Here is a 20,272-nt window from a genome sequence, read left to right as displayed (position 1 = left end):
CCAAGGAAGGGCTTACCCGGCGCGCCCACGGGTATAGGGTGCCAAAGCCAACCAGAACAACAACAACGAGGCCCGCCATGCCGCGCGTCCTGCCCTGCGCCCTGCTCCTGCTGGCCGCCGCCCACGCGGCGGCCGTGGAAACGCCCCCGGTGCGCCCCTCCGACTGGGGCCCGGACACCCCGCTGATGCAGGCGGTGCCGCCGCGCCAGCTGGACGACAAAGTCGGCCAGCGCGCCTCCGACAGCGACGAGTCGAAGCTGTGGATAAGCCACACCGACTTCCGCCTGCACGACGACATCGGCTTCTTCATCCGCCGCATGCTGATCCGCATGAGCTCCAACGGCCCCAAGGGCACGCCGCTGATGCTCGACGACCCCAGGGCCATGGTCGCGCGCATCCAGGCCGGCGACATCTTCGTCGCCGACGCCACCCTCGCCACCCTGCTCAACGCCGAACTGCGCGGCGCCGACGCGCCGGTGCGCAACCTGGTCCTGGCCACCCGCAAGGATGGCCAGGAAGTGCGCGGCGAGCTGCTGCGCAAGGGCCGCTGGCGGCCGCTGCGGATGCTCACCGGCATCGAGCAGGCCGGCCCGCTGAAGGTGGCGCTGGTGCCGCAACGCATCTTCGTCGACGGCGTGGACGTCACCCCTTCGCTGAGCGCCGCCTCCATCGAAATGTCAGAGGTGCTGCAACTGCACACCGCGCACATGCAACTGGTCGGCAACCGCATCCTGGTCGACCTCGACGGCCTGTTCCCGCCGCCGCGCCTGGAGTTCGCCGTGCGCAGCCTGAAGCTGGCCGACGGCGGCATGGACCTGCTGCTGGGCGAGGACCTGGCCAGCCTGCAATGGCCGCAATTGCAGGCGCCGGAGAGCTACATGTTCATCCAGGGCGGCGACATCAAGATGGCCCGCACCATCCTGGTCAAGGCCTACGCCCTGTTCACCAGTCTCAGCCCCGGGCAGCCGCTGCTGTTCAACCTCTACGACTACCGCCGCCAGCTGCAGTACGGCGAGATCCGCCTGCGCCAGGACGGCATGGTGCACATCGCGGTATCGCCGGTGAAGGCGCCGGCCCCGCAGGAGAAAGCCCTATGAAGCGCCTGCTGCCCCTGCTCCTCGCCCTGCCCCTGTTCGCCCAGGCGCAAAGCGCCATCGACCGCCAGCAGCAGGAACTGCAGCTGCTGCGCCAGGGCTGGTTCCAGCAGACGCCGCCGGACGCCGGGCACGCCGCCAGCCGCCCGGGCGGCGTGCGCGATTCCGGCCAGGACGGCGTCGGCCTGCTGCTGCACAACGTGGACATGTACTTCGAGGGTGGCATCGGCTTCCACAGCCCGCAGCTCAAGGGCTGGCTGGTGCCGCTCAAGGCCGGCGCGCCGGTGGATTTCGACCGCCCGCAGGACATGCGCATCCAGGTCACCGAGGGCGAGGTGATCCTCGACCCGCAGCAACTGGCCAGCCTGTTCAACGAGCGCATCCTGGCTTATCCACAGAGCATGCTGCGCAACTTCAGCATGAGCATCGACGGCGAGCGCCTGCGCGTCAGCGGCGAGGTGCAGCCCCTGGGCATCGGCCCCTGGCTGCCGCTGCGCCTGGCCGGCAGCGTGCGCCTGGAGGGCGACGAGATCCTCTACCAGCCGGACCAGGTCAAGGTCCTCGGCGTGCCGGCCTACGGCGCCATGAGCCTGGTCGGCCTGCGCCTGGATTCGCTGGTCAGCCTGGAGCGCCCCGGCGCCCTGCTGCGCGACAACGCCATGCGCCTGGACTACCACCGGGTGTTCCCGCTGGTGGGCATCGACGGCAAGGTCGACGCCGCCTGGCTCGATGCGCAGGGCCTGCACCTGCGCTTCGCCCGCCCGGCCGGCAGCCCGCCGCCGCGCTTCGAGCCGCCCAGCCTGGCCGGTCCTTCGTACATCTGGCTGCAGTCGGGCGACCTGAAGATCTTCGAGATCCTCATCACCTACGCGCAGGTGCTGCTCAAAGCCGAGCAGCCCGGCCAGACGCTGGCGTTCAGCCTCAAGGACTACCGCAAGGTACTGGCCACCGGCATCACCCAGGTCAACGAGGACGGCACCTTCTTCATGCGCGTGCCGCCCTACGCGAACGACGCGCCGGCCCAGCGGCTGGTATCCTCTGCCACCGATGGATCACCCTGAGCACATGACCGGAGCCACGATGTCCCAAGCCCCTTCCCGCCTGCCGCTGGCGATGATCGCCGCCCTCGCCGAGAACCGCGTGATCGGCATCGACAACCGCCTGCCCTGGCACCTGCCGGCCGACCTCAAGCACTTCAAGGCGCTGACCCTGGGCAAGCCGATCATCATGGGCCGCAAGACCTGGGACTCCCTCGGCCGCCCGCTGCCCGGCCGGCTCAACCTGGTGGTCAGCCGCCAGGCCGGCCTGCAGCTGGAAGGTGCGGAGGTCTTCACCTCGCTGGAAGCCGCGCTACAGCGCGCCGATGCCTGGGCGCGGGAGGAGGAAGCCGAGGAGCTGATGCTGATCGGCGGCGCCCAGCTCTACGCCGAGGCTCTGCCCGTGGCCGAGCGCCTGTACCTGACCCGCGTGGCCCTGAGCCCGGCGGGCGACGCGCACTTCCCCGAGGTGGACGAAAGCCGCTGGCACCTGGCGTCCAGTATCGAGCATGAGGCTACGGCGGAAACGCCGGCCTATGCCTTTGAGGTCTGGGATAGCGCTTGAGCGGCTCTTGGCTTGGCAGAAGCGAGCTTGCCCACTGCACCGAGGTGCTTTTCGTAGGATGGGTTGAGCTTGCGAAACCCATGCGGTCTCGGTGATGGGTATCGCTTCGCTCAACCCATCCTACGGGTGTCGCGTTTGCCGGAGGACGTAGGCGGGCTTGCCCGCTTCTACGAAAAACCGCCGTCCCGTCAGTTGGTCGCCGGCTTCGCCGCCGCGCGGCGGTAGGCCCAGACCATCAGGGCGATGCCGCCGAGGATCATCGGCACGCACAGCAGTTGGCCCATGGTCAGCCAGTCCCAGGCCAGGTAGCCCGGACCGCCGTTGCCGCCGGCGCCCTGGTCGGCGTCGGGCAGGCGGAAGAACTCGACGAAGAAGCGGAAGCAGCCGTAGCAGAGGATGAACAGGCCCGATACCGAGGTGGTCGGCCGCGGCTTGCGCGAGAACATCCAGAGGATGGCGAACAGCACTATGCCTTCCAGGGCGAACTCGTACAGCTGCGACGGGTGGCGCGGCAGCTGCGCGGGGTCGCTGTAGGGCGGGAAGATCATCGCCCAGGGCACGTCGGTGGGCTTGCCCCACAGCTCGGCGTTGATGAAGTTGCCGATGCGCCCGGCGCCCAGGCCGATCGGCACCAGCGGGGCGATGAAGTCCATCAGCTGGAAGAAGCTCTTGCCGTTGCGCTTGCCGAACCACCAGGTGGCCAGCATCACCCCGATCAGCCCGCCGTGGAACGACATGCCGCCTTCCCAGACCTTGAACAGGTTCAGCGGGCTGGCCAGGTAGAAGTCCAGCTTGTAGAACAGCACGTAGCCCAGGCGCCCGCCGAGCACCACGCCGCAGGCGACCCAGAACACCAGGTCGGAGAGCTTCTCCTTGCTCCAGGTCGGGTCGAAGCGGTCGAGCCGGCGCGAGGCCAGCAGCCAGGCGCCGCCGATGCCGATCAGGTACATCAGCCCGTACCAGTGGATCTTCAGGGGGCCGAGCGACACCGCGACGGGGTCGATCTGTGGATAGGGCAGCATCGCTTACTCCTAGGGTTTGATCAGGAAACTCATGCCGATGCAGAACATCAGCAGAGCGAACAGGCGCTTGAGCACCTTGGCCGGCAGGCGGTGCGCCAGGCGCGCGCCGATGCGGGCGAAGAACATGCTGGTGACGGCGATGCCCACCAGCGCCGGCAGGTAGACGAAGCCGAAGCTCCACTGCGGCAGCTCGGGCCGGTGCCAGCCGACCACGATGAACGAAATCGCCCCGGCGATGGCGATGGGCAAGCCACAGGCCGAGGAAGTGGCCACCGCCTGCTGCATGGAGACGCCGCGCCAGGACAGGAAAGGCACGGTCAGCGAGCCGCCGCCGATACCGAAGATCGCCGAGGCCCAGCCGATGAAGCCGCCGGCCGCGCCCAACCCGCCCTTGCCCGGCAGGCTGCCGCCGGCCTTGGGTTGCAGACCCAGGGTCATCTGGATGGAGATGAGCACGGCGAAGACGCCGATGATCTTCTGCAGCACCGCTCCCTTGATGGCCGAGGCGGTCAGCGCGCCCAGGGCGCTGCCGACGACGATGCCCACGGTCATCCACAGGAACACCGGCCAGAGCACCGCGCCGCGGCGATGGTGTTCGAGGATGGAATTGACCGAGGTGAAGACGATGGTAGCCAGCGAGGTGCCCACCGCCATCTGCGTCAGCACCTCGACGGGGAAGCCATGGGCGGTGAAGCTGAACACCAGCACCGGGACGATGATCAGGCCACCGCCGACGCCGAACAACCCGGCCAGCACGCCCGCGCAGGCACCCAGCACCAGGTAGAGAAGGAACTCCATGGAGACCTCGGGTGGCAAAAGCGGCATGGTACCGAAAATGCGCCGGCGACGGCAGCCGCCCGCGGTGCAACAGGCCTTTCGGTACCAATATGAAAGAAATTTCATCGTGCGCCGTGCCCGGACGACGGCGGCTATTGAGTTGCCAACGCCAGTTACCTACCCTGCCAGGACCACCACCGCAGGGCCCTGCCCCATGTGCCTGATCGTCCTTGCCTGGCGCCCCGGACACGCCATGCCGCTGATAGTCGCGGCCAACCGCGACGAGTTCTATGCCCGCCCCACCCTGCCGCTGGCGGCGTGGGAGGATGCGCCGGGCGTGTATGCCGGGCGCGATCTGGAGGCCGGAGGTACCTGGATGGGGCTGGGGCCTGGCGGGCGCTTCGCGGCGCTGACCAACGTGCGTGATCCGAGCCAGCCGCTGGGGCCGCGCTCCCGCGGCGAGCTGGTGGCCGGTTTTCTGCGTGGCCGTCAGGCGCCGCTGGACTACCTGGCCGAGGTGCAGCGCCGCGCCGCCGAGTATTCCGGCTTCAATCTGCTGGTCGGCGATGCCCGTCAGCTCTGCTACTTCAATCCCCGTGATGGCGAGCCGCGGGAATTGCCGGCCGGGCTGCACGGGCTGTCCAACGCTTCGCTGGATACGCCCTGGCCCAAGCTGCTGCGTGCCCGCGCCGCGCTGGAGGAACACCTCGACGAAGCCGAGCCCGAAGCATTGCTGGGGCTGCTCGGCGACCGTGAACGCCCCGGCGACGAACGGCTGCCGGAAACCGGCGTCGGCCTGGCCACCGAGCGCCTGCTGTCCAGCGTGTTCATCGCCAGCGCCAACTACGGCACCCGCGCCAGCAGCGTGCTGCGCGTGCATGCCGATGGGCGCCGGGAGTTCATCGAGCGCAGCTTCGGGCCGGAGGGGGCCCATCTGGGCGAGGTGCGCCTGGAGCTCAACACCTAGGGGAAGGTTGGTTTTGTAGGAGCGGACTCCGTCCGCGATGGTCAGCCTACCGCGCCAATCCCATGTAGGAGCGCGCCCTGCGCGCGAAATCGCGGGCAGGGCCCGCTCCTACATCACGTCCGATGCGCGCTAGCACACCTCGATGGCATCGCGCAGCCCCGTAGGATGGGTTGAGCGAAGCGATACCCATCACCGCCACCGCATGGGTTTCGCAAGCTCAACCCATCCTACGAAAAGCACCTCGGCGCAGCCGGTAGGGCAATTGCGCCTACACCATGCACCGAGGCCTAGCACACCTCGATGGCATCGCGCAGGCGCTTGGCCCGGTAGAGGGCGTCGTCCAGGCGGCGCAGCAGGTTTTCCAGGGGTTCGGCGCGGCGCATGCCGGCCAGGGCGAAGCTGGCGGTGAGCGGTTGCTCCAGCTCGGCGCAGGCCTCGCGGATGTGCAGGCGCAGGCGCTCGGCCAGGCGGCTGGCGGAGGCCAGCGGGGTGTTCGGCAGCAGTACGATGAATTCCTCGCCGCCCCAGCGGGCGAAGCAGTCCTCTTCGCGCAGGGTCCGGCGCACCGCCTGGGTCACCGCTACCAGCACGCGGTCGCCGACCGGGTGGCCGAAGAGGTCGTTGATGCGCTTGAAGTGGTCGAGGTCGAACATCAGCAGGCTGACCGGCTGGTCGTGGCGCTGCAGGCGCTGCCATTCCTGCTGCAGGCTGCTTTCGAAGCGGCGGCGGTTGTAGATCTGCGTCAGCGGGTCGGTCTCGCTCAGGCGCACCGCCACCGCGGCCTGTTCGGCCAGGGCCAGGTTGGCCTGGCGCAGGGCCTCGGTGCGCTGTTCGACCAGTTGTTCCAGGTTGCGGTTGAGTTCGTGCAGCTCTTCGTTGCGCCGCTTGAGTTCCAGCTCGATCAGCTTGCGCTCGTGGATGTTGTGGTGGGCGCCGATCATCCGCGTGGCGCGGCCCTCGCCGTCGAATTCGACGAAGCGGCCGTGGTCCCTTATCCACAGGTACTCGCCGTTGGCGCAGAGACAGCGGTATTCCTCGGCGTAGGCCGCCTGCCGGCCGTCCAGATAGGCCTGGAAGCTGCGCATGACGCGGGGGAAGTCGTCCGGGTGGATCACCGAGTGCCAGGTGGCGACGTTTTCCGGCAGGCCATCGATGGGGTAGCCGAGCATGCGGTACCAGCCGGGGCTGCGCTTGACGTCATTGCTGCGGATGTCCCAGTCCCAGATGCCGTCGCTGACGATCTCCAGGGCATAGCGGAGGGTCTTCTCGATGGCTTCGCGGTCGCCCGCGAGCGCTTGCTGCTCGTCCATAAGCCTTCTCCCGGCGCTGCCGGTTGTACAGGGCCCCAGGGACGACTCAGCTCCGGGGAGTGCGGCGCTCCAGGTCAGCCCTGGACGGTCGCCGCGGGGTTGATCACCCGGCCGAGGCCGAGATTGCGCAAAGCCAGGTGCAGGGAACTGTGGATCACCTGCGGGTTGTCGAAGGTCATCAGCTGGCCGAGCAGTTCGCGGGCCTTGCCCAGGGTGATCTGGCGCAACAGCCATTTCACCTTCGGCAGGTTGGTGGCGTTCATCGACAGCGAGTCGAAGCCCATGGCCATCAGCAGCACCGCCGCCGCCGGGTCGCCGGCCATCTCGCCGCAGATGCTCACCGGCTTGCCTTCGAGGTGGGCGTCGTCGACCACCTTCTTCAGCGCCTGCAGCACCGCCGGGTGCAGGTAGTCGTAGAGGTCGGCCACCCGCGGGTTGTTGCGGTCAACCGCCAGCAGGTACTGGGTCAGGTCGTTGGAGCCGACCGAGAGGAAGTCCACCTGGCGCGCCAGTTCGCGGGTCTGGTACACCGCCGCGGGGATCTCCACCATCATGCCGATGGGCGGCATGGGGATGTCCACGCCTTCGTCGCGAATCTCGCCCCAGGCGCGGTGGATCAGGTGCAGCGCCTCTTCCAGCTCGTGGGTGCCGGAGATCATCGGCAGCAGGATGCGCAGGTTGTTCAGGCCCTCGCTGGCCTTGAGCATGGCGCGGGTCTGCACCAGGAAGATTTCCGGGTGGTCGAGGGTGACGCGGATGCCGCGCCAGCCGAGGAAGGGGTTGTCTTCCTTGATCGGGAAGTAGGACAGCGCCTTGTCGCCGCCGATGTCCAGGGTGCGCATGGTCACCGGCAGCGGGTGGAAGGCCGAGAGCTGCTCGCGGTAGATCGCCAGCTGCTCCTTTTCGCTGGGGAAGCGGTCGTTGATCATGAACGGCACTTCCGTGCGGTACAGGCCAACGCCCTCGGCGCCGCGCTCCTGGGCGCGGGCCACGTCGGCCAGCAGGCCGGTGTTGACCCACAGCGGCATGCGGTGGCCGTCGAGGGTCTCGCAGGGCAGCTCGCGCAGCGCGGCCAGGCCCTTGCTCAGTTCCTTCTCTTCGGCGACCACTTCGCCGTACTGCTTGACCAACTGCGGCGACGGGTTGGTGTAGATCTCGCCGTGGTAGCCGTCGACGATCAGGTCGATGCCGTCGACCTTGGAATACGGCAGGTCGACCGCGCCCATCACCGTGGGGATGCCCATGGCGCGGGCGAGGATGGCCACGTGGGAGTTGCCCGAGCCGAGCACCGAGATCAGCCCCACCAGCTTGCCCTCGGGCACCTCGCCGAGCATCGCCGGGGACAGTTCCTCGCTGACGATGATGGTCTGGTCGGGGTAGGTGAGGGTCTGCTTACGTTCTTCCTGCAGGTAGGCGAGGATGCGCCGGCCGATGTCCTTGACGTCGGAGGCGCGCTCGCGCAGGTAGGCGTCGTCCATCAGCTCGAAGCGCGCGACGTGCTCCATCACCACCTGGCGCAGGGCGCCCTGGGCCCACTGGCCGGAGCGGATGATGCGCTTGACCTCCTGGCCGATGGAGGCGTCGTCGAGCATCATCAGGTAGACGTCGAACAGCGCGCGCTCTTCCTTGCGCAGCTGGGTGGCCAGCTTGCTGGAGAGGTTGCGCATGTCTTCGCGGACGGCTTCCAGGGCCTGCTTGAACAGCTCGACCTCGGCCTCGACGTCGTCGATGGGCTTGTCCGGGACCACTTCCAGGTCGGCCGGCGGCAGCACCACCACGGCCTTGCCCACGGCCACGCCGGGGGCGCCGGGCACGCCGACGAACTTGGCTTCCTGGATGCCCTTGCCGAGCTTGCCCAGGCCGCGGATCGAACCGGTGGCCTCGGCGTGGGCGATGACTCCGGCCAGCTGCGCGCTCATGGTCACCAGGAAGGCTTCCTCGCCTTCGTCGAACTGGCGCTTTTCCTTCTGCTGCACCACCAGTACGCCCATCACCCGGCGGTGGTGGATGATGGGGGCGCCGAGGAAGGAGGCGTAGCGTTCCTCGCCGGTCTCGGCGAAGTAGCGGTAGCGCGGGTGCTCGGAGGCGTTCTCCAGGTTCAGCGGCTCCTCGCGGGTGCCGACCAGGCCCACCAGGCCCTCGTTGGGGGCCATGCTGACCTTGCCGATGGAGCGCTTGTTCAGGCCCTCGGTGGCCATCAGGACGAAGCGGTTGGACTCGGCGTCGAGCAGATAGACCGAGCACACCTGGGTGCCCATGGCTTCCTTGACCCGCTGCACGATGATGCCCAGCGCCGCCCTCAGGTCCTTGGCGGCGTTCACTTCCTGGACGATCTTGCGCAGCGTGTTGAGCATGCTCAGGGCCTTATCTCCTCTTCAGTCCCGCGCCAGAAGGCGCGGCGCCAGTTCCTTCAGGGCGCGCCGGTAAACCTCGCGCTTGAAGGTCACCACCTGCCCCAGGGGATACCAGTAACTCACCCAGCGCCAGCCATCGAATTCCGGCTTGCCGGTCACATCCATGCGTACCCGGTTCTCGTCGCCGGTCAGGCGCAGCAGGAACCACTTCTGTTTCTGGCCGATGCACAGCGGCTGGCTGTTGGTGCGCACCAGACGCTGCGGCAGACGATAGCGCAACCAGCCGCGGGTGCAGGCGAGAATGCGCACATCCTGCTCCTCCAGGCCGACTTCCTCGTTCAACTCGCGGAACAGCGCCTCTTCAGGAGTTTCCCGGGCGTTGATGCCGCCCTGCGGGAACTGCCAGGCCTCCTGGTTGATGCGCCGAGCCCACAGAACCTGACCGGCCTCGTTGGAGAGGATGATGCCGACATTGGGGCGAAAACCATCGGGATCGATCACGGCGGTACATCCTCGAAAACGCGTGTGCCCGCATTGTTCCACAAAGCCTGTGACAGCGGCAACGCGAGGCTTGGCGCGCATGGGCAGGGCCGGCAAAAGCCGTTACTCTAGGCGACTTTTCCGCTTTCGCAATTAATGGTGAACCATGGCGCGTCTGGCCCTTTTCGACCTCGACAACACTCTGCTGGCCGGCGACAGCGACCACAGCTGGGGCGAATGGCTGTGCCGGCGCGGCCTGGTCGACGCCGGCGAATACCAGGCGCGCAACGATGCCTTCTATGCCGACTACCAGGCCGGCACCCTGGACGTGTTCGCCTACCAGGCCTTCACCCAGGCGATCCTCGGCCGCAACAGCCTGGAGCAGCTGGCCACCTGGCATCGCCAGTTCATGGAGGAGGTGATCGAGCCGATCATCCTGCCCCGCGGCGAAGCCCTGCTGGCCGAGCACCGCACCGCCGGCGACCGCCTGGTGATCATCACCGCCACCAACCGCTTCGTCACCGGCCCCATCGCCGAGCGCCTGGGCGTGGAAACGCTGATCGCCACCGAGTGCGAGATGCGCGACGGCCTCTACACCGGCCGCACCTTCGACGTGCCCTGCTTCCAGGGCGGCAAGGTGACCCGCCTGCAACGCTGGCTGCAGGAAACCGGCATGAGCCTGGACGGCAGCTACTTCTACAGCGACTCGCGCAACGACCTGCCGCTGCTGGAAGTCGTCGCCAACCCGGTCGCCGTCGACCCCGACGAAGTCCTGCGCGCCACCGCCGAGGAGCGCGGCTGGCCGGTGCTCAGCCTGCGCGACTGAGGCGCCTCACAGCGGCTTGTTGACCATCAGCCAGAAGATCGCCAGGAAGGCCAGGAACGCCGGCCAGCCCAGGGCGAACCACCAGCGCATATAGAAGAAGGCCCGCGGCGGCAAAGCGGTTCCCGCCGCCGTCGCCGCCTCGGCCAGGTCGCGCACGCGAATCTGCAGCCACACCACCGGCAGCCAGCAGAGCCCGGCGAACACGTACAGCCCCAGGCTCCACAGCAGCCAGCCCTGGGCCAGCGGCCAGCCGGCCCAGTACGCCAGGCCCAGGCCGCTGAGCGGCTGGAACACGGCGCTGGTGGCGATGAACAGCCAGTCGGCGCTGACCAGGTGGCGGAAGGTCGTGGCGATGACCTGCAACTGCCCGCTGCGCCAGGCCCGCCAGGCGTAGTAGGCCGAGCCCAGGCCGGTGCCGAACAGCAGGGTGGCGGTCAGGATGTGCAGGGTCTTGAGCAGCAGGTAGGGACTCATCGGCGCTCCATCGCCATCGGATTCACAGTGGCTTGGCCAGCATCAGCGCCAGTATCGCCAGCCAGTTGAGCAGGGCCAGGGCGAAGAACGCCGCGCCGAAGCGCAGCTCGCGCACCACGCGCTCGGCCAGCGGCTCGCCGCTGTCGCGGGCGCTCACCGCCAGGGCGCGGATGCGCCACAGGCGGCTGGTGAACAGCAGCCAGAAGATCGCCACCAGGATCAGCAGGCAGGCGCTGGCCAGCAGCCAGGTCTGGCCCAGCGGGAAGCCGGCGCGGTGGACCATCTGCCAGCCGGTCAGCGGCAGGCTGACGACGCTGCCGGCCACCAGCACCCAGGCCGCCAGGCCGATGCGCAGCAGCGCCTTGGCCAGCACGCCGGCATCCCCGCCGCGCCAGCTGCGCCAGCCGTACCAGGCGAGGCCGGCGATGGCCAGCAGCGGCACGGCCACGGCGACGCCATGGAGGATCTTGAGGGTCTGGTAGGTTTCCATGCGGGCGGTCCCTGTCGCGATTCGTGGCTGTTCCCTCAGCCTAGCAGCGCTGCCGGCCGGCGGGTCGAACTGGGACAGCGGGCGCCGCCCCGGCGTTCCCCGCCAGGCGCGGCGTCAACCCAGGAACAGCTTGTACGCCGGGTTGTCGCTCTCGTCCCAGTAGGGATAGCCGATTTCCTCCAGCGCCTGCGCCACCAGGTGGCGCTCCTCCTCCGGCACCTGCAGGCCGGCGACCACGCGGCCGTCGGCGGCGCCGTGGTTGCGGTAGTGGAACATGGTGATGTTCCAGCGCCCGCCGAGCTTGTTGAGGAAGTTGAACAGCGCGCCGGGGCGCTCGGGGAACTCGAAGCGGAACACCTGCTCGTCGCTGACCCGCGGCGAGTGGCCGCCGACCATGTGGCGGATGTGCAGCTTGGCCAGCTCGTTGTCGGTCAGGTCCAGCACCGGGAAGCCCTGCTCGCGCAGCTGCTCGACCAGCACCGCGCGCGGGTCGCTGTCCGGGTGGGTCTGCACGCCGACGAAGATGTGCGCTTCGCTGTCGGTGTTGTAGCGGTAGTTGAACTCGGTGATCTGGCGCTTGCCGATGGCCTCGCAGAAGGCCTTGAAGCTGCCCGGGCGCTCGGGGATGGTCACGGCGATGATGGCTTCGCGCTTCTCGCCCAGCTCGGCGCGCTCGGCCACGTGGCGCAGGCGGTCGAAGTTGATGTTGGCGCCGGAGTCGATGGCCACCAGGGTCTGCCCGCGGGCGGCGTCGCGCTCGACGTACTTCTTGATCCCGGCCACCGCCAGGGCGCCGGCGGGCTCGGTGATGGAACGGGTGTCGTCGTAGATGTCCTTGATCGCCGCGCAGATTTCGTCGGTGCTGACGGTGATGACCTCATCCACGTACCGCTTGCAGATGTCGAAGGTGTGCTGGCCGATCTGCGCCACCGCCACGCCGTCGGCGAACAGCCCGACCTGGCTCAGCACCACGCGCTCGCCGGCGGCCATGGCGGCCTGCAGGCAGTTGGAGTCGTCCGGCTCGACGCCGATGACCTTCACCTCCGGGCGCAGGTACTTCACGTAGGCGGCGATGCCGGCGATCAGCCCGCCGCCGCCCACCGGCACGAAGATGGCGTCCAGCCGGCCCGGGTGCTGGCGGAGTATCTCCATGGCCACGGTGCCTTGCCCTGCGATCACGTCCGGGTCGTCGTAGGGGTGGATGTAGACGTAGCCCTTGTCTTCCACCAGCTTCAGCGAATACGCCAGCGCCTCGGGGAAGGCGTCGCCGTGCAGCACCGCCTTGCCGCCGCGGGCGCGCACGCCCTGGACCTTCAGCTCGGGCGTGGTGCGCGGCATCACGATGGTCGCCTTCACCCCCAGTTCCTTCGCCGCCAGGGCCACGCCCTGGGCGTGGTTGCCGGCCGAGGCGGTGACCACGCCGCGCGCCAGTTCCTCGCGGCTCAGCTGCGCCAGCTTGTTGTAGGCGCCGCGGATCTTGAAGGAGAACACCGGCTGCAGGTCCTCGCGCTTGAGCAGCACCTGGTTGTCCAGGCGCTCGGAGAGGCGGCGGGCCGGTTGCAGGGGCGTTTCCTCGGCGACGTCGTAGACGCGCGAGGTGAGGATTTTCTTGACGTACTGTTCGAGCATCGGGGCGGGCTTCGCAGGGACGGGGCACAAAGCCGCCAGTCTACTCCAGTCGGCGGCGGCCGGGAGCGGCGAATCCACATTCGCCCGGCGGCCCCGCTATAATCCGCGCCCCAAGCCCTCTTTGCCGGAACCCAGAGATGAACCAGGACCAGCTCAAGCAGGCCGTGGCCCAGGCCGCCGTCGACCACATCCTCCCGCACCTCGACAGCAAGAGCATCGTCGGCGTCGGCACCGGCTCCACCGCCAACTTCTTCATCGACCTGCTGGCCAGGCACAAGGCCGAGTTCGACGGCGCCGTGGCCAGCTCCGAGGCCACCGCGCAGCGCCTGAAGGGCCACGGCATCCCGGTCTACGACCTGAACAGCGTCAGCGAGCTGGAGTTCTACGTCGACGGCGCCGACGAGAGCAACGAGCGCCTGGAACTGATCAAGGGCGGCGGCGCCGCGCTGACCCGCGAGAAGATAGTCGCAGCCGTGGCCAAGCAGTTCATCTGCATCGCCGACCAGAGCAAGCTGGTGCCCCTGCTCGGCGCCTTCCCGCTGCCGGTGGAAGTCATCCCCATGGCCCGCAGCCACGTGGCCCGCCAACTGGTCAAGCTGGGCGGCGACCCGGTCTACCGCGACGGCGTGCTGACCGACAACGGCAACATCATCCTCGACGTGCACAACCTGCGCATCGACAGCCCGGTGGCCCTGGAAGAGAAGATCAACAACATCGTCGGCGTGGTCACCGTGGGCCTGTTCGCCGCGCGCCCGGCCGACCTGCTGCTGCTCGGCACCGCCGAGGGCGTGAAGCCGCTCAAGGCCTGACCTATTCGCGCCCATGGACGGGCGCCCGACAACGGCTAGGCTTAGGCTGTTCGCGCAACGCGCCGGAGGCCGCCATGTCCGCAAAATACCATCTGAAGAAGGCCAGCGACGGCCAGTTCCATTTCACCCTGCACGCCAGCAACGGCGAGGTCGTGCTCAGCAGCGAGCTGTACCGGGCCAAGACCTCGGCCATTGAGGGCATCGAGTCGGTGCGCAGGAATTCGCAGCGCGACGGCGCCTTCGAGCTGAAGGAAGCGAGCAACGGCAAGCACTACTTCGTGCTCAAGGCCAGCAATGGCCAGGTGGTCGGGCAGAGCCAGATGTACGCCAGCAAGGCCAACGCCGAGAACGGCGTCGCCTCGGTGAAGCGCTACGCGCCGGACGCCGGGATCAGCGACGACAGCTGAGCCGCCTCAGTCGGCCAGCAGCGCCACGCCCCAGGGCTTGGAGTCGATCCGCAGGCGCCGCGGCCGTGGCGCGGCGGGCGGCGCCTGGCGCTCCAGTTGCGTCAGGCAGGCTTCGGGATCGTCCAGCGGCAACTCCCCCAGCACTTCCAGCGGCAGCTCCCACCAGCGGCTGGCCAGCAGGCGCTCGATCACTTCCGGCGGGAAGCGGTAGCGGATCACCCGCGCCGGGCTTCCCGCGACCACCGCGTAGGGCGGCACGTCCTTGTTGACCAGCGATTGCGCGCCTATCACCGCCCCCGTCCCCACCGTCAGGCCGTCGAGGATCAGCACGTCGCGGCCGATCCACACGTCATGGCCGATGGACGAGGGGCGCCGGGGCTCATCGCGGAGGATCGGGCGGCCGATCAGCCTGGGGTTGGACGGGAAGTTGTGGGTGGTCAGCCAGTCCATCGGGTGCGAATGGCGGCCCTGGCCGATCACCACGCCGGTGGCGATCGAGCAGTAGCGGCCGATCCGCGCCACGTCGAGGAACTCGCAGCCGCTGACGGCATCGGTGTGCGCGCCTATCTCCAGCTCGCGCGAGTAGATCTTCGCCTTGCCCAGCTTCACCCCCGGCTCCAGGGTCAGGCGCGCGCCGTCGCGCAGCGACTTGATCCCGCCGGCCAGGCGGCAGCCGTGTTCGCTCAGCGCCTTGTTCAGGCGGCGGTTGATCAGGGCTTCGCGGATGATGTTCAAGGTCGCTCCAGGGGCGGGACAACGGGTGGGGCGACAATGTAAGCCTTTTGTTACTCCGACTCCACGCCCGGCGCCTTGCGGAACACGTAGAACAGGTTGGGCTCGCTGACCAGGTACAGCGTGCCCGCCTCGTCCATGGCCAGGCCCTCGGCCTGCGGCACGCTGCGCTTGAGCCCCTGCATGCCGCGCAGTAGCGACAGGCTGCTGATGGGCTCGCCGTCGACGTCCAGCTCCAGCACCAGGCGCGACTCGTCCGACAGCGCCAGCAGGTGGCCGCTGCCCTCGTCGTACTGCAGGCTGGAAAGGTCGCGGACGAACAGCCGGCGGTCGCGCTTGAGGTCGTCCAGCACGTGCACGGCGAAAGGCTTGTCGGGCTGGGTGTGGGGGAAGCCGTGGACCTCGTAGATGCGCACCGGGTCGCGCTCCTTGGCGACGAACAGGCGCTGGCCGACCGAGTCGTAGGCTAGCCCCTCGAAGCCCTTGTTGCCCATCGGCCCCAGGCCCAGGGACAGCTGTTGCGCCTGTTCGGTGTCCAGCTCGCGGGTGCCGTTGTCCAGGCGCACCTTGAACAGGCGCTGGCGGCGCTCGTCGCTGAGCACGTAGAGGCCGGGGCCGATGTATTCGATGGCCTCGGTGTCGCCGAAATCGTGCAGGGTGATCTTGCGCAGCACCTTGCCGTCCAGGGACAGCTCGACGATCTGCGCCGGCTGGTTGGTGACGGTGAACAGGCTGCGCCGCTCGGGATCGTAGGTCAGCGCCGAGACGTCGTCGTCCAGGCCCTCGATGGGCTGCGCCTCGATCTCCACGCGGTAGTCGGGCAGCCAGATCGAGCGTTCGCGCCAGTTTTCCGCATGGTGCCATTCGCGCACGGCGAACCAGGCGCGTTCGTAGACGCGGAACTGCTGGCCGAGCCAGGCCAGGGCGAGCAGGAGGAGGATCAGCAGCGCCGCCAGGCAGCGGCGCAGGGTGAGGAAACGGAACATCGCAGGTCCATGTCGATGGGGGCACGCCGTAATAGCACAAGGCCGCTGAAGCCAGGCTTAATCCCCGTGCAGGAAAATTCCTCGAGGCTAAAGTCAGGCTAGCGTAATCCCGTGTTCTCGCCGCCCCCGCAAGGAGTTCCGATGAGCGCCGTCCAGCTTCCCGAGCAGCGTACCCTGACCACCCTGCACACCGTGGTGCTGGCCACCGAGGTGCTGAGCCAGGCCGGCATCCCCCGCGGCCGGCTGCTGGAGGGCAGCGGCATCGCCGAGGCGGACCTGCTGACGCCGGAGAAATTCGTCAGCCACGCCCAGGAGCTGCGGGTATTCGCCAATGCCCTGAGCTGCTACCAGGACCCGGCTTTGGGCCTCTACCTGGGCCTGCGCATGCACGTTTCGGCCTACGGCATGCTCGGCTACAGCATGCTGGCCAGCCGCACCCTGCGCGACGCCCTGCAACTGGCCCTGGCCCATCCCGACCTGCTCGGCACCTACTTCCGCCTGGCCCTGCAGGACCACGGCGACGAGGTCTGGCTGAGCGCCGAGGGCTACCGCTACGCGCCGGAGCTGACGGTGTTCAACACCGAGCTGTGCCTGACCTCGCTGCTCACCGTGGTGCGCGACCTGCTCGGCGAGTCGGTGCGTCCGCGGCGCCTGCTGCTGGCCTATCGGCCACCGCTGCACGCCAGCACCTACACCGAGCGCCTGGGCTGCCCGGTGGAGTTCGGCGCCGCCACCAGCGCCCTGTGCCTGGGCCCGGCGCTGCTCGACCGCGCGCTGCCGCTGGCCGACCCGGTCAGCTGCCACAATGGCCTGCAGCAATGCCAGCGCCTGAGCGCGGCCATGAGCGGGCGCGACGACATCCTCGAACTGATCCGCCGCCACCTCGCCAACCACCTGCAGGAAGCCCGCGGCCTGGACGAGGTGGCGCGCCACCTGCACCGCTCCAGCCGCACCCTGCGCCGGCACCTGCAACAGCACAACACCAGCTACCAGCAGGTGCTGGACGAAGTGCGCTACGACAAGGCCCGGCAACTGCTCAAGGACACCGACCTGCCCATCTATCTGATCGCCGAACGGCTCGGCTACAGCGAGACGGCCAGCTTCCGCCATGCCTTCCAGCGCTGGAGCGGGGCGAGTCCGAGCCTGTATCGCGGTTGAGGCCGAGCCGGCCTGGCGGCCGGATCGCGGATGAGATCCGCTACACCATCCTCAACACCCGTGCTCCTTGTAGGAGCGCGCCCTGCGCGCGAAATCGCGGGCAGGGCCTCCTACAGGAGGGGTCGACGGTGGGCGCATCGTAGGAGCGGATCCCATCCGCGAAACGCGCCGGAGCCTCCGGCTATCGCGAGCAAGCCCGCTCCTGCGAAGAGCCGGCCAGGCTGGTGAAAACGGCCCTTCAACTTGGCCTGATTTATCCCTTATTGGCCTGTTCTATCGTTCTGCCGCTGCGAAAAGGAGGGCCATTATCAAGCCGCAGCTAGGTGAAGCGGCCGCCAGAGCCGTAAAACCGTAAACAATAACAACTGCTTAACTGCATGGTATTGAAGCATGACCAGCGCGATTGCCATCGAGCGAATCGGCATGGAATTCGGTACCCCCGGCCAAGGCCTCAAGGCCCTGGACGACGTGTCCCTGGACATCCGCGCCAACGAATTCTTCACCCTCCTCGGCCCCTCGGGCTGCGGCAAGACCACCCTCCTGCGGCTCATCGCCGGCTTCGAACAACCCACCTCCGGCAGCATCCGCCTCTACGGCGAGCCCATGCAGGGCCTCCCACCCTTCCGCCGCCCGGTCAACACCGTGTTCCAGAGCTACGCGCTGTTCCCGCACATGACCGTGGCGCAGAACATCGCCTTCGGCCTGGAGATGCAGGGCAAGCCCAAGGCCGAGATCGAGGCCACGGTGAAGGCCATGCTCGACCTGGTGCGCCTGCCCGACGTCGGCTCGCGGCGCGCCGACCAGCTCTCCGGCGGCCAGCAGCAGCGCATCGCCCTGGCCCGCGCGCTGGCCAGCCGGCCCAAGGTGCTGCTGCTGGACGAGTCGCTCTCGGCGCTGGACCTGAAGCTGCGCAAGGAAATGCAGATCGAACTCAAGCGCCTGCAGCACGAGACCGGCATCACCTTCATCTTCGTCACCCACGACCAGGAAGAAGCCCTGACCATGTCCGACCGCATCGCGGTGATGAACAAGGGCCAGATCCTGCAGATCGGCACCCCCACCGAAATCTACGACGCCCCGGCCAACCGCTGGGTGGCCGACTTCATCGGCGAGACCAACTTCCTCGAAGCCGAGGCCAACGGCGACGGCGTGGTGCTCGCCGACGGCCAGCGCCTGGCCGCCGCCACCACGCTGCCGGGCAAGGTGACCCTGGCGATCCGCCCGGAACGTACCGAACTGGCCCAGGACGGCGAGCTGGAAGGCGTGGTGGAAACCGTGGTCTACGTCGGCACCGACACCGTCTACCACCTGAAGGTCGCCGGCGCCCCCGGCTTCCGCGTGCGCCAGCAGAACCGCCAGGGCGCGGCCGGCGCGCACCAGCCCGGCGCACGGGTGCGCGTGCGGGTGCCCGGCGACGCCATCCGGGTGCTGGCCGAATGAGCACGCTGCGCCTGCAAGCCGAGCGCAAGAGCCTGCGCGCCCGGCTGGCGCTGACCACCCCGGCGATGCTGGTGCTGCTGGTGTTCCTGGTGCTGCCGCTGGGCATCATGTTCGCCGTGTCGGTCCAGGCGCCCGGCGACTACGGCGGCGTGAAATGGGGCCAGCACACCCTGGAGGCATACATCAACTTCCTCTGGGAGCGCGACCTGGACGATTCCCTGGTGTTCAACACCGACTACCTGGGCATCTTCCAGCGCTCCTTCTGGCTGTCCATCCTGACCACCGCCGGCTGCCTGCTGATCGGCTTCCCCACCGCGCTGTACCTGGCGCTGCAGGACGAGCGCCGGCGCAACATGCTGCTGTTCCTGGTCACGGTGCCATTCTGGACCAACCTGCTGGTGCGCGTTTACGCCTGGATCCTGCTGCTGCGCAACGGCGGGCTGATCGACGAGGGCCTGCACAAGCTGGGCTTCAGCGATGCCGCCATCGGCCTGCTGTACACCGACAACGCGGTGATCATCGGCCTGCTCTACACCTACCTGCCATTCATGGTGCTGCCCATCTACACCAGCCTGGAGAAGATGGACTGGCGCCTGGTGGAAGCCGCCTTCGACCTCGGCGCCAACCGCTGGAAGGCGCTGAAGCGGATCATCATCCCGCTGGCGATGCCCGGCATCGTCGCCGGCTGCATCCTGGTGTTCATCCCCTCGCTGGGCAACTAAATCATTCCCGAGCTGCTCGGCGGCGGTAAGTCGCTGATGATCGGCAACCTGATCCAGCTGCAGTTCGGCACGGCGCACAACTGGCCGTTCGGCGCGGCGCTGTCCTTCGCCCTGCTCGCCTTCGTCCTCGCCGCCATGCTGGTCTACAGCATGCGCTTCAGGCAGGGCGCCACCGGAGGTCACCCATGAATTCGCTGAACCCGCTGTGGCGCTTCGCCGGCGTGCGCCCGGCCGCCTGGCTGTTCTTCGCCTTCCTCTACGTGCCGATCCTGGTGCTGGTGGTGCTGAGCTTCAACAGCGGCCAGTCGGCAACGCTCTGGGAAAGCTTCAGCTTCAAGTGGTACGCGGTGGTGGCCAACGACCCGGAGATCGTCCGCGCGGCGAAGAACTCGCTGATAGTCGCAAGCCTGGCCACGGTCTTCGCCACCCTGCTGGCTACCCTGGCGGCGCTGGGCATGCGCGGCCGCGCCTTCCGCGGGCAGAGCCTGATGAACGGCGTGCTCGGCCTGCCGCTGCTGGTGCCGGAGATCGTGGTGGCGGTGGCCACGCTGATGTTCTTCGCCTTCATCGGCCTGAAGCTGTCGCTGTTCACCATCCTCATCGCCCACGTGGTGTTCTGCATCCCCTTCGCCTACCTGCCGATCCGCGCCCGCCTGGAGGGCATGGACCCGCGCCTGGCGGAAGCCGCGGCGGACCTCTACGCCTCGCCGTGGAAGGCCTTCTGGAAGGTGACCTGCCCGCTGCTGATGCCCGGCATCCTCTCCGGGGCGATGCTGGCGTTCATCATCTCGATGGACGACTTCGTCATCACCTACTTCGTCGCCGGCGCCGGGGCCACCACCCTGCCGGTGTACATCTTCAGTTCCATAAGAATGGGGATATCGCCGAAGATCAACGCGATCTCGTCGATCATCTTGCTGATTTCCATCGCGTTCGTTGCGTTGTCGTACTACGTCGGCCAGCGCCGGCGTTGACTGCCTCCCGATAAAAACC

The 20,272-nt window shown here is 68.1% G+C and carries 20 protein-coding genes and 1 pseudogene; 11 read left to right on the top strand and 10 right to left on the bottom strand.

The window, feature by feature from the left end; all coding sequences use genetic code 11:
• Positions 1-77 precede the first annotated feature (77 nt).
• From FG99_RS06535 to FG99_RS06525, 3 genes are read left to right on the top strand one after another with little or no spacing between them, the layout of a single operon-like run.
• The gene (locus tag FG99_RS06535) at positions 78-1,097 is read left to right on the top strand and encodes a hypothetical protein (RefSeq protein ID WP_043268285.1); all 1,020 of its coding nucleotides are present in this window, start codon (positions 78-80) and stop codon (positions 1,095-1,097) included.
• Positions 1,094-2,155, top strand: coding sequence for a hypothetical protein (locus FG99_RS06530; protein ID WP_051878555.1), 1,062 nt, complete (start codon positions 1,094-1,096; stop codon positions 2,153-2,155). Before FG99_RS06535 ends, FG99_RS06530 begins: the two co-directional genes overlap by 4 nt.
• Before the next feature lie 19 nt (positions 2,156-2,174).
• Positions 2,175-2,696 (top strand): dihydrofolate reductase, encoded by a 522-nt coding sequence (locus FG99_RS06525; protein WP_043268283.1) that lies wholly within the window; start codon positions 2,175-2,177, stop codon positions 2,694-2,696.
• A gap of 188 nt (positions 2,697-2,884) precedes the next feature.
• On the opposite strand, the gene lgt is transcribed toward FG99_RS06525, so the two are convergent.
• Positions 2,885-3,718, bottom strand: a complete 834-nt coding sequence (gene lgt / locus FG99_RS06520) for a prolipoprotein diacylglyceryl transferase (RefSeq protein WP_043268281.1) — start codon at positions 3,716-3,718, stop codon at positions 2,885-2,887.
• 9 nt (positions 3,719-3,727) lie between these two features.
• Positions 3,728-4,516, bottom strand: coding sequence for a sulfite exporter TauE/SafE family protein (locus FG99_RS06515; protein WP_043268279.1), 789 nt, complete (start codon positions 4,514-4,516; stop codon positions 3,728-3,730).
• 193 nt (positions 4,517-4,709) lie between these two features.
• Between FG99_RS06515 and FG99_RS06510 the strand changes: the two genes are divergently transcribed.
• On the top strand, positions 4,710-5,462 hold the full coding sequence (locus FG99_RS06510; RefSeq protein ID WP_043268277.1) for an NRDE family protein: 753 nt from the start codon (positions 4,710-4,712) through the stop codon (positions 5,460-5,462).
• A 287-nt stretch (positions 5,463-5,749) separates the two neighbouring features.
• Here the strand turns inward: FG99_RS06510 and FG99_RS06505 are convergent, their stop codons facing one another.
• The 3 genes from FG99_RS06505 to FG99_RS06495 all read right to left on the bottom strand — a co-directional run bounded on the left by FG99_RS06505 (position 5,750) and on the right by FG99_RS06495 (position 9,627).
• Complete coding sequence (locus FG99_RS06505) at positions 5,750-6,772, bottom strand: sensor domain-containing diguanylate cyclase (protein ID WP_043268275.1); 1,023 nt, start codon at positions 6,770-6,772, stop codon at positions 5,750-5,752.
• A gap of 74 nt (positions 6,773-6,846) precedes the next feature.
• Entirely contained in the window at positions 6,847-9,126 is a 2,280-nt protein-coding gene (gene ptsP / locus FG99_RS06500) for a phosphoenolpyruvate--protein phosphotransferase (RefSeq protein ID WP_043268273.1), read from the bottom strand.
• A 21-nt stretch (positions 9,127-9,147) separates the two neighbouring features.
• Positions 9,148-9,627: an RNA pyrophosphohydrolase gene (locus FG99_RS06495; protein ID WP_009613927.1), complete on the bottom strand. Its 480-nt coding sequence runs from the start codon at positions 9,625-9,627 to the stop codon at positions 9,148-9,150.
• Between the two features lie 145 nt (positions 9,628-9,772).
• Here FG99_RS06495 and FG99_RS06490 point away from each other — a divergent pair, with 145 nt between their 5' ends.
• Positions 9,773-10,432 carry a histidinol-phosphatase gene (locus FG99_RS06490; protein ID WP_043268271.1) on the top strand — a complete coding sequence of 220 codons (660 nt, stop codon included), beginning with the start codon at positions 9,773-9,775 and terminating at the stop codon, positions 10,430-10,432.
• A gap of 6 nt (positions 10,433-10,438) precedes the next feature.
• Here the strand turns inward: FG99_RS06490 and FG99_RS06485 are convergent, their stop codons facing one another.
• The 3 genes from FG99_RS06485 to ilvA all read right to left on the bottom strand — a co-directional run bounded on the left by FG99_RS06485 (position 10,439) and on the right by ilvA (position 13,055).
• Positions 10,439-10,906, bottom strand: a complete 468-nt coding sequence (locus FG99_RS06485) for a DUF2269 family protein (RefSeq protein WP_009613931.1) — start codon at positions 10,904-10,906, stop codon at positions 10,439-10,441.
• A 22-nt stretch (positions 10,907-10,928) separates the two neighbouring features.
• The gene (locus FG99_RS06480) at positions 10,929-11,396 is read right to left on the bottom strand and encodes a DUF2269 domain-containing protein (RefSeq protein ID WP_043268269.1); all 468 of its coding nucleotides are present in this window, start codon (positions 11,394-11,396) and stop codon (positions 10,929-10,931) included.
• A 114-nt stretch (positions 11,397-11,510) separates the two neighbouring features.
• Complete coding sequence (gene ilvA / locus FG99_RS06475; RefSeq protein ID WP_256204836.1) at positions 11,511-13,055, bottom strand: threonine ammonia-lyase, biosynthetic; 1,545 nt, start codon at positions 13,053-13,055, stop codon at positions 11,511-11,513.
• Positions 13,056-13,162: 107 nt separating this feature from the next.
• Between ilvA and rpiA the strand changes: the two genes are divergently transcribed.
• Positions 13,163-13,834 (top strand): ribose-5-phosphate isomerase RpiA, encoded by a 672-nt coding sequence (gene rpiA / locus FG99_RS06470; protein ID WP_043268265.1) that lies wholly within the window; start codon positions 13,163-13,165, stop codon positions 13,832-13,834.
• Positions 13,835-13,908: 74 nt separating this feature from the next.
• Entirely contained in the window at positions 13,909-14,241 is a 333-nt protein-coding gene (locus tag FG99_RS06465) for a YegP family protein (protein WP_043268263.1), read from the top strand.
• A 6-nt stretch (positions 14,242-14,247) separates the two neighbouring features.
• Here the strand turns inward: FG99_RS06465 and FG99_RS06460 are convergent, their stop codons facing one another.
• A complete protein-coding gene (locus FG99_RS06460) occupies positions 14,248-14,976 on the bottom strand; it encodes a CatB-related O-acetyltransferase (protein WP_043268261.1) in 729 nt (242 codons plus the stop codon).
• 50 nt (positions 14,977-15,026) lie between these two features.
• Positions 15,027-15,959, bottom strand: coding sequence for an SdiA-regulated domain-containing protein (locus tag FG99_RS06455; protein WP_043268259.1), 933 nt, complete (start codon positions 15,957-15,959; stop codon positions 15,027-15,029).
• Positions 15,960-16,100: 141 nt separating this feature from the next.
• On the opposite strand from FG99_RS06455, the gene FG99_RS06450 reads away from it, so the two are divergent.
• From FG99_RS06450 to FG99_RS06435, 4 genes and pseudogenes are all read left to right on the top strand, one after another.
• Complete coding sequence (locus FG99_RS06450; RefSeq protein WP_043268257.1) at positions 16,101-17,117, top strand: AraC family transcriptional regulator; 1,017 nt, start codon at positions 16,101-16,103, stop codon at positions 17,115-17,117.
• A gap of 390 nt (positions 17,118-17,507) precedes the next feature.
• Positions 17,508-18,557, top strand: coding sequence for an ABC transporter ATP-binding protein (locus FG99_RS06445; RefSeq protein WP_043268255.1), 1,050 nt, complete (start codon positions 17,508-17,510; stop codon positions 18,555-18,557).
• Positions 18,554-19,468, top strand: a pseudogene (locus FG99_RS06440) (ABC transporter permease). Before FG99_RS06445 ends, FG99_RS06440 begins: the two are co-directional and overlap by 4 nt.
• Positions 19,465-20,253 (top strand): ABC transporter permease, encoded by a 789-nt coding sequence (locus FG99_RS06435; RefSeq protein WP_009613945.1) that lies wholly within the window; start codon positions 19,465-19,467, stop codon positions 20,251-20,253. Before FG99_RS06440 ends, FG99_RS06435 begins: the two are co-directional and overlap by 4 nt.
• Positions 20,254-20,272: the final 19 nt, after the last annotated feature.

This window comes from Pseudomonas sp. AAC (assembly GCF_000725445.1).
Taxonomy (GTDB): domain Bacteria; phylum Pseudomonadota; class Gammaproteobacteria; order Pseudomonadales; family Pseudomonadaceae; genus Pseudomonas; species Pseudomonas citronellolis.
This window is presented reverse-complemented; position numbering and strand designations above follow the sequence as displayed.

Coding starts and splice junctions, on each gene's coding strand:
- FG99_RS06535 (WP_043268285.1), top strand. CDS start 78: ATGCCGCGCGTCCTGCCCTGCGCCCTGCTCCTGCTGGCCGCCGCCCAC.
- FG99_RS06530 (WP_051878555.1), top strand. CDS start 1,094: ATGAAGCGCCTGCTGCCCCTGCTCCTCGCCCTGCCCCTGTTCGCCCAG.
- FG99_RS06525 (WP_043268283.1), top strand. CDS start 2,175: ATGTCCCAAGCCCCTTCCCGCCTGCCGCTGGCGATGATCGCCGCCCTC.
- lgt (WP_043268281.1), bottom strand. CDS start 3,718: ATGCTGCCCTATCCACAGATCGACCCCGTCGCGGTGTCGCTCGGCCCC.
- FG99_RS06515 (WP_043268279.1), bottom strand. CDS start 4,516: ATGGAGTTCCTTCTCTACCTGGTGCTGGGTGCCTGCGCGGGCGTGCTG.
- FG99_RS06510 (WP_043268277.1), top strand. CDS start 4,710: ATGTGCCTGATCGTCCTTGCCTGGCGCCCCGGACACGCCATGCCGCTG.
- FG99_RS06505 (WP_043268275.1), bottom strand. CDS start 6,772: ATGGACGAGCAGCAAGCGCTCGCGGGCGACCGCGAAGCCATCGAGAAG.
- ptsP (WP_043268273.1), bottom strand. CDS start 9,126: ATGCTCAACACGCTGCGCAAGATCGTCCAGGAAGTGAACGCCGCCAAG.
- FG99_RS06490 (WP_043268271.1), top strand. CDS start 9,773: ATGGCGCGTCTGGCCCTTTTCGACCTCGACAACACTCTGCTGGCCGGC.
- FG99_RS06485 (WP_009613931.1), bottom strand. CDS start 10,906: ATGAGTCCCTACCTGCTGCTCAAGACCCTGCACATCCTGACCGCCACC.
- FG99_RS06480 (WP_043268269.1), bottom strand. CDS start 11,396: ATGGAAACCTACCAGACCCTCAAGATCCTCCATGGCGTCGCCGTGGCC.
- rpiA (WP_043268265.1), top strand. CDS start 13,163: ATGAACCAGGACCAGCTCAAGCAGGCCGTGGCCCAGGCCGCCGTCGAC.
- FG99_RS06465 (WP_043268263.1), top strand. CDS start 13,909: ATGTCCGCAAAATACCATCTGAAGAAGGCCAGCGACGGCCAGTTCCAT.
- FG99_RS06455 (WP_043268259.1), bottom strand. CDS start 15,959: ATGTTCCGTTTCCTCACCCTGCGCCGCTGCCTGGCGGCGCTGCTGATC.
- FG99_RS06450 (WP_043268257.1), top strand. CDS start 16,101: ATGAGCGCCGTCCAGCTTCCCGAGCAGCGTACCCTGACCACCCTGCAC.
- FG99_RS06445 (WP_043268255.1), top strand. CDS start 17,508: ATGACCAGCGCGATTGCCATCGAGCGAATCGGCATGGAATTCGGTACC.
- FG99_RS06435 (WP_009613945.1), top strand. CDS start 19,465: ATGAATTCGCTGAACCCGCTGTGGCGCTTCGCCGGCGTGCGCCCGGCC.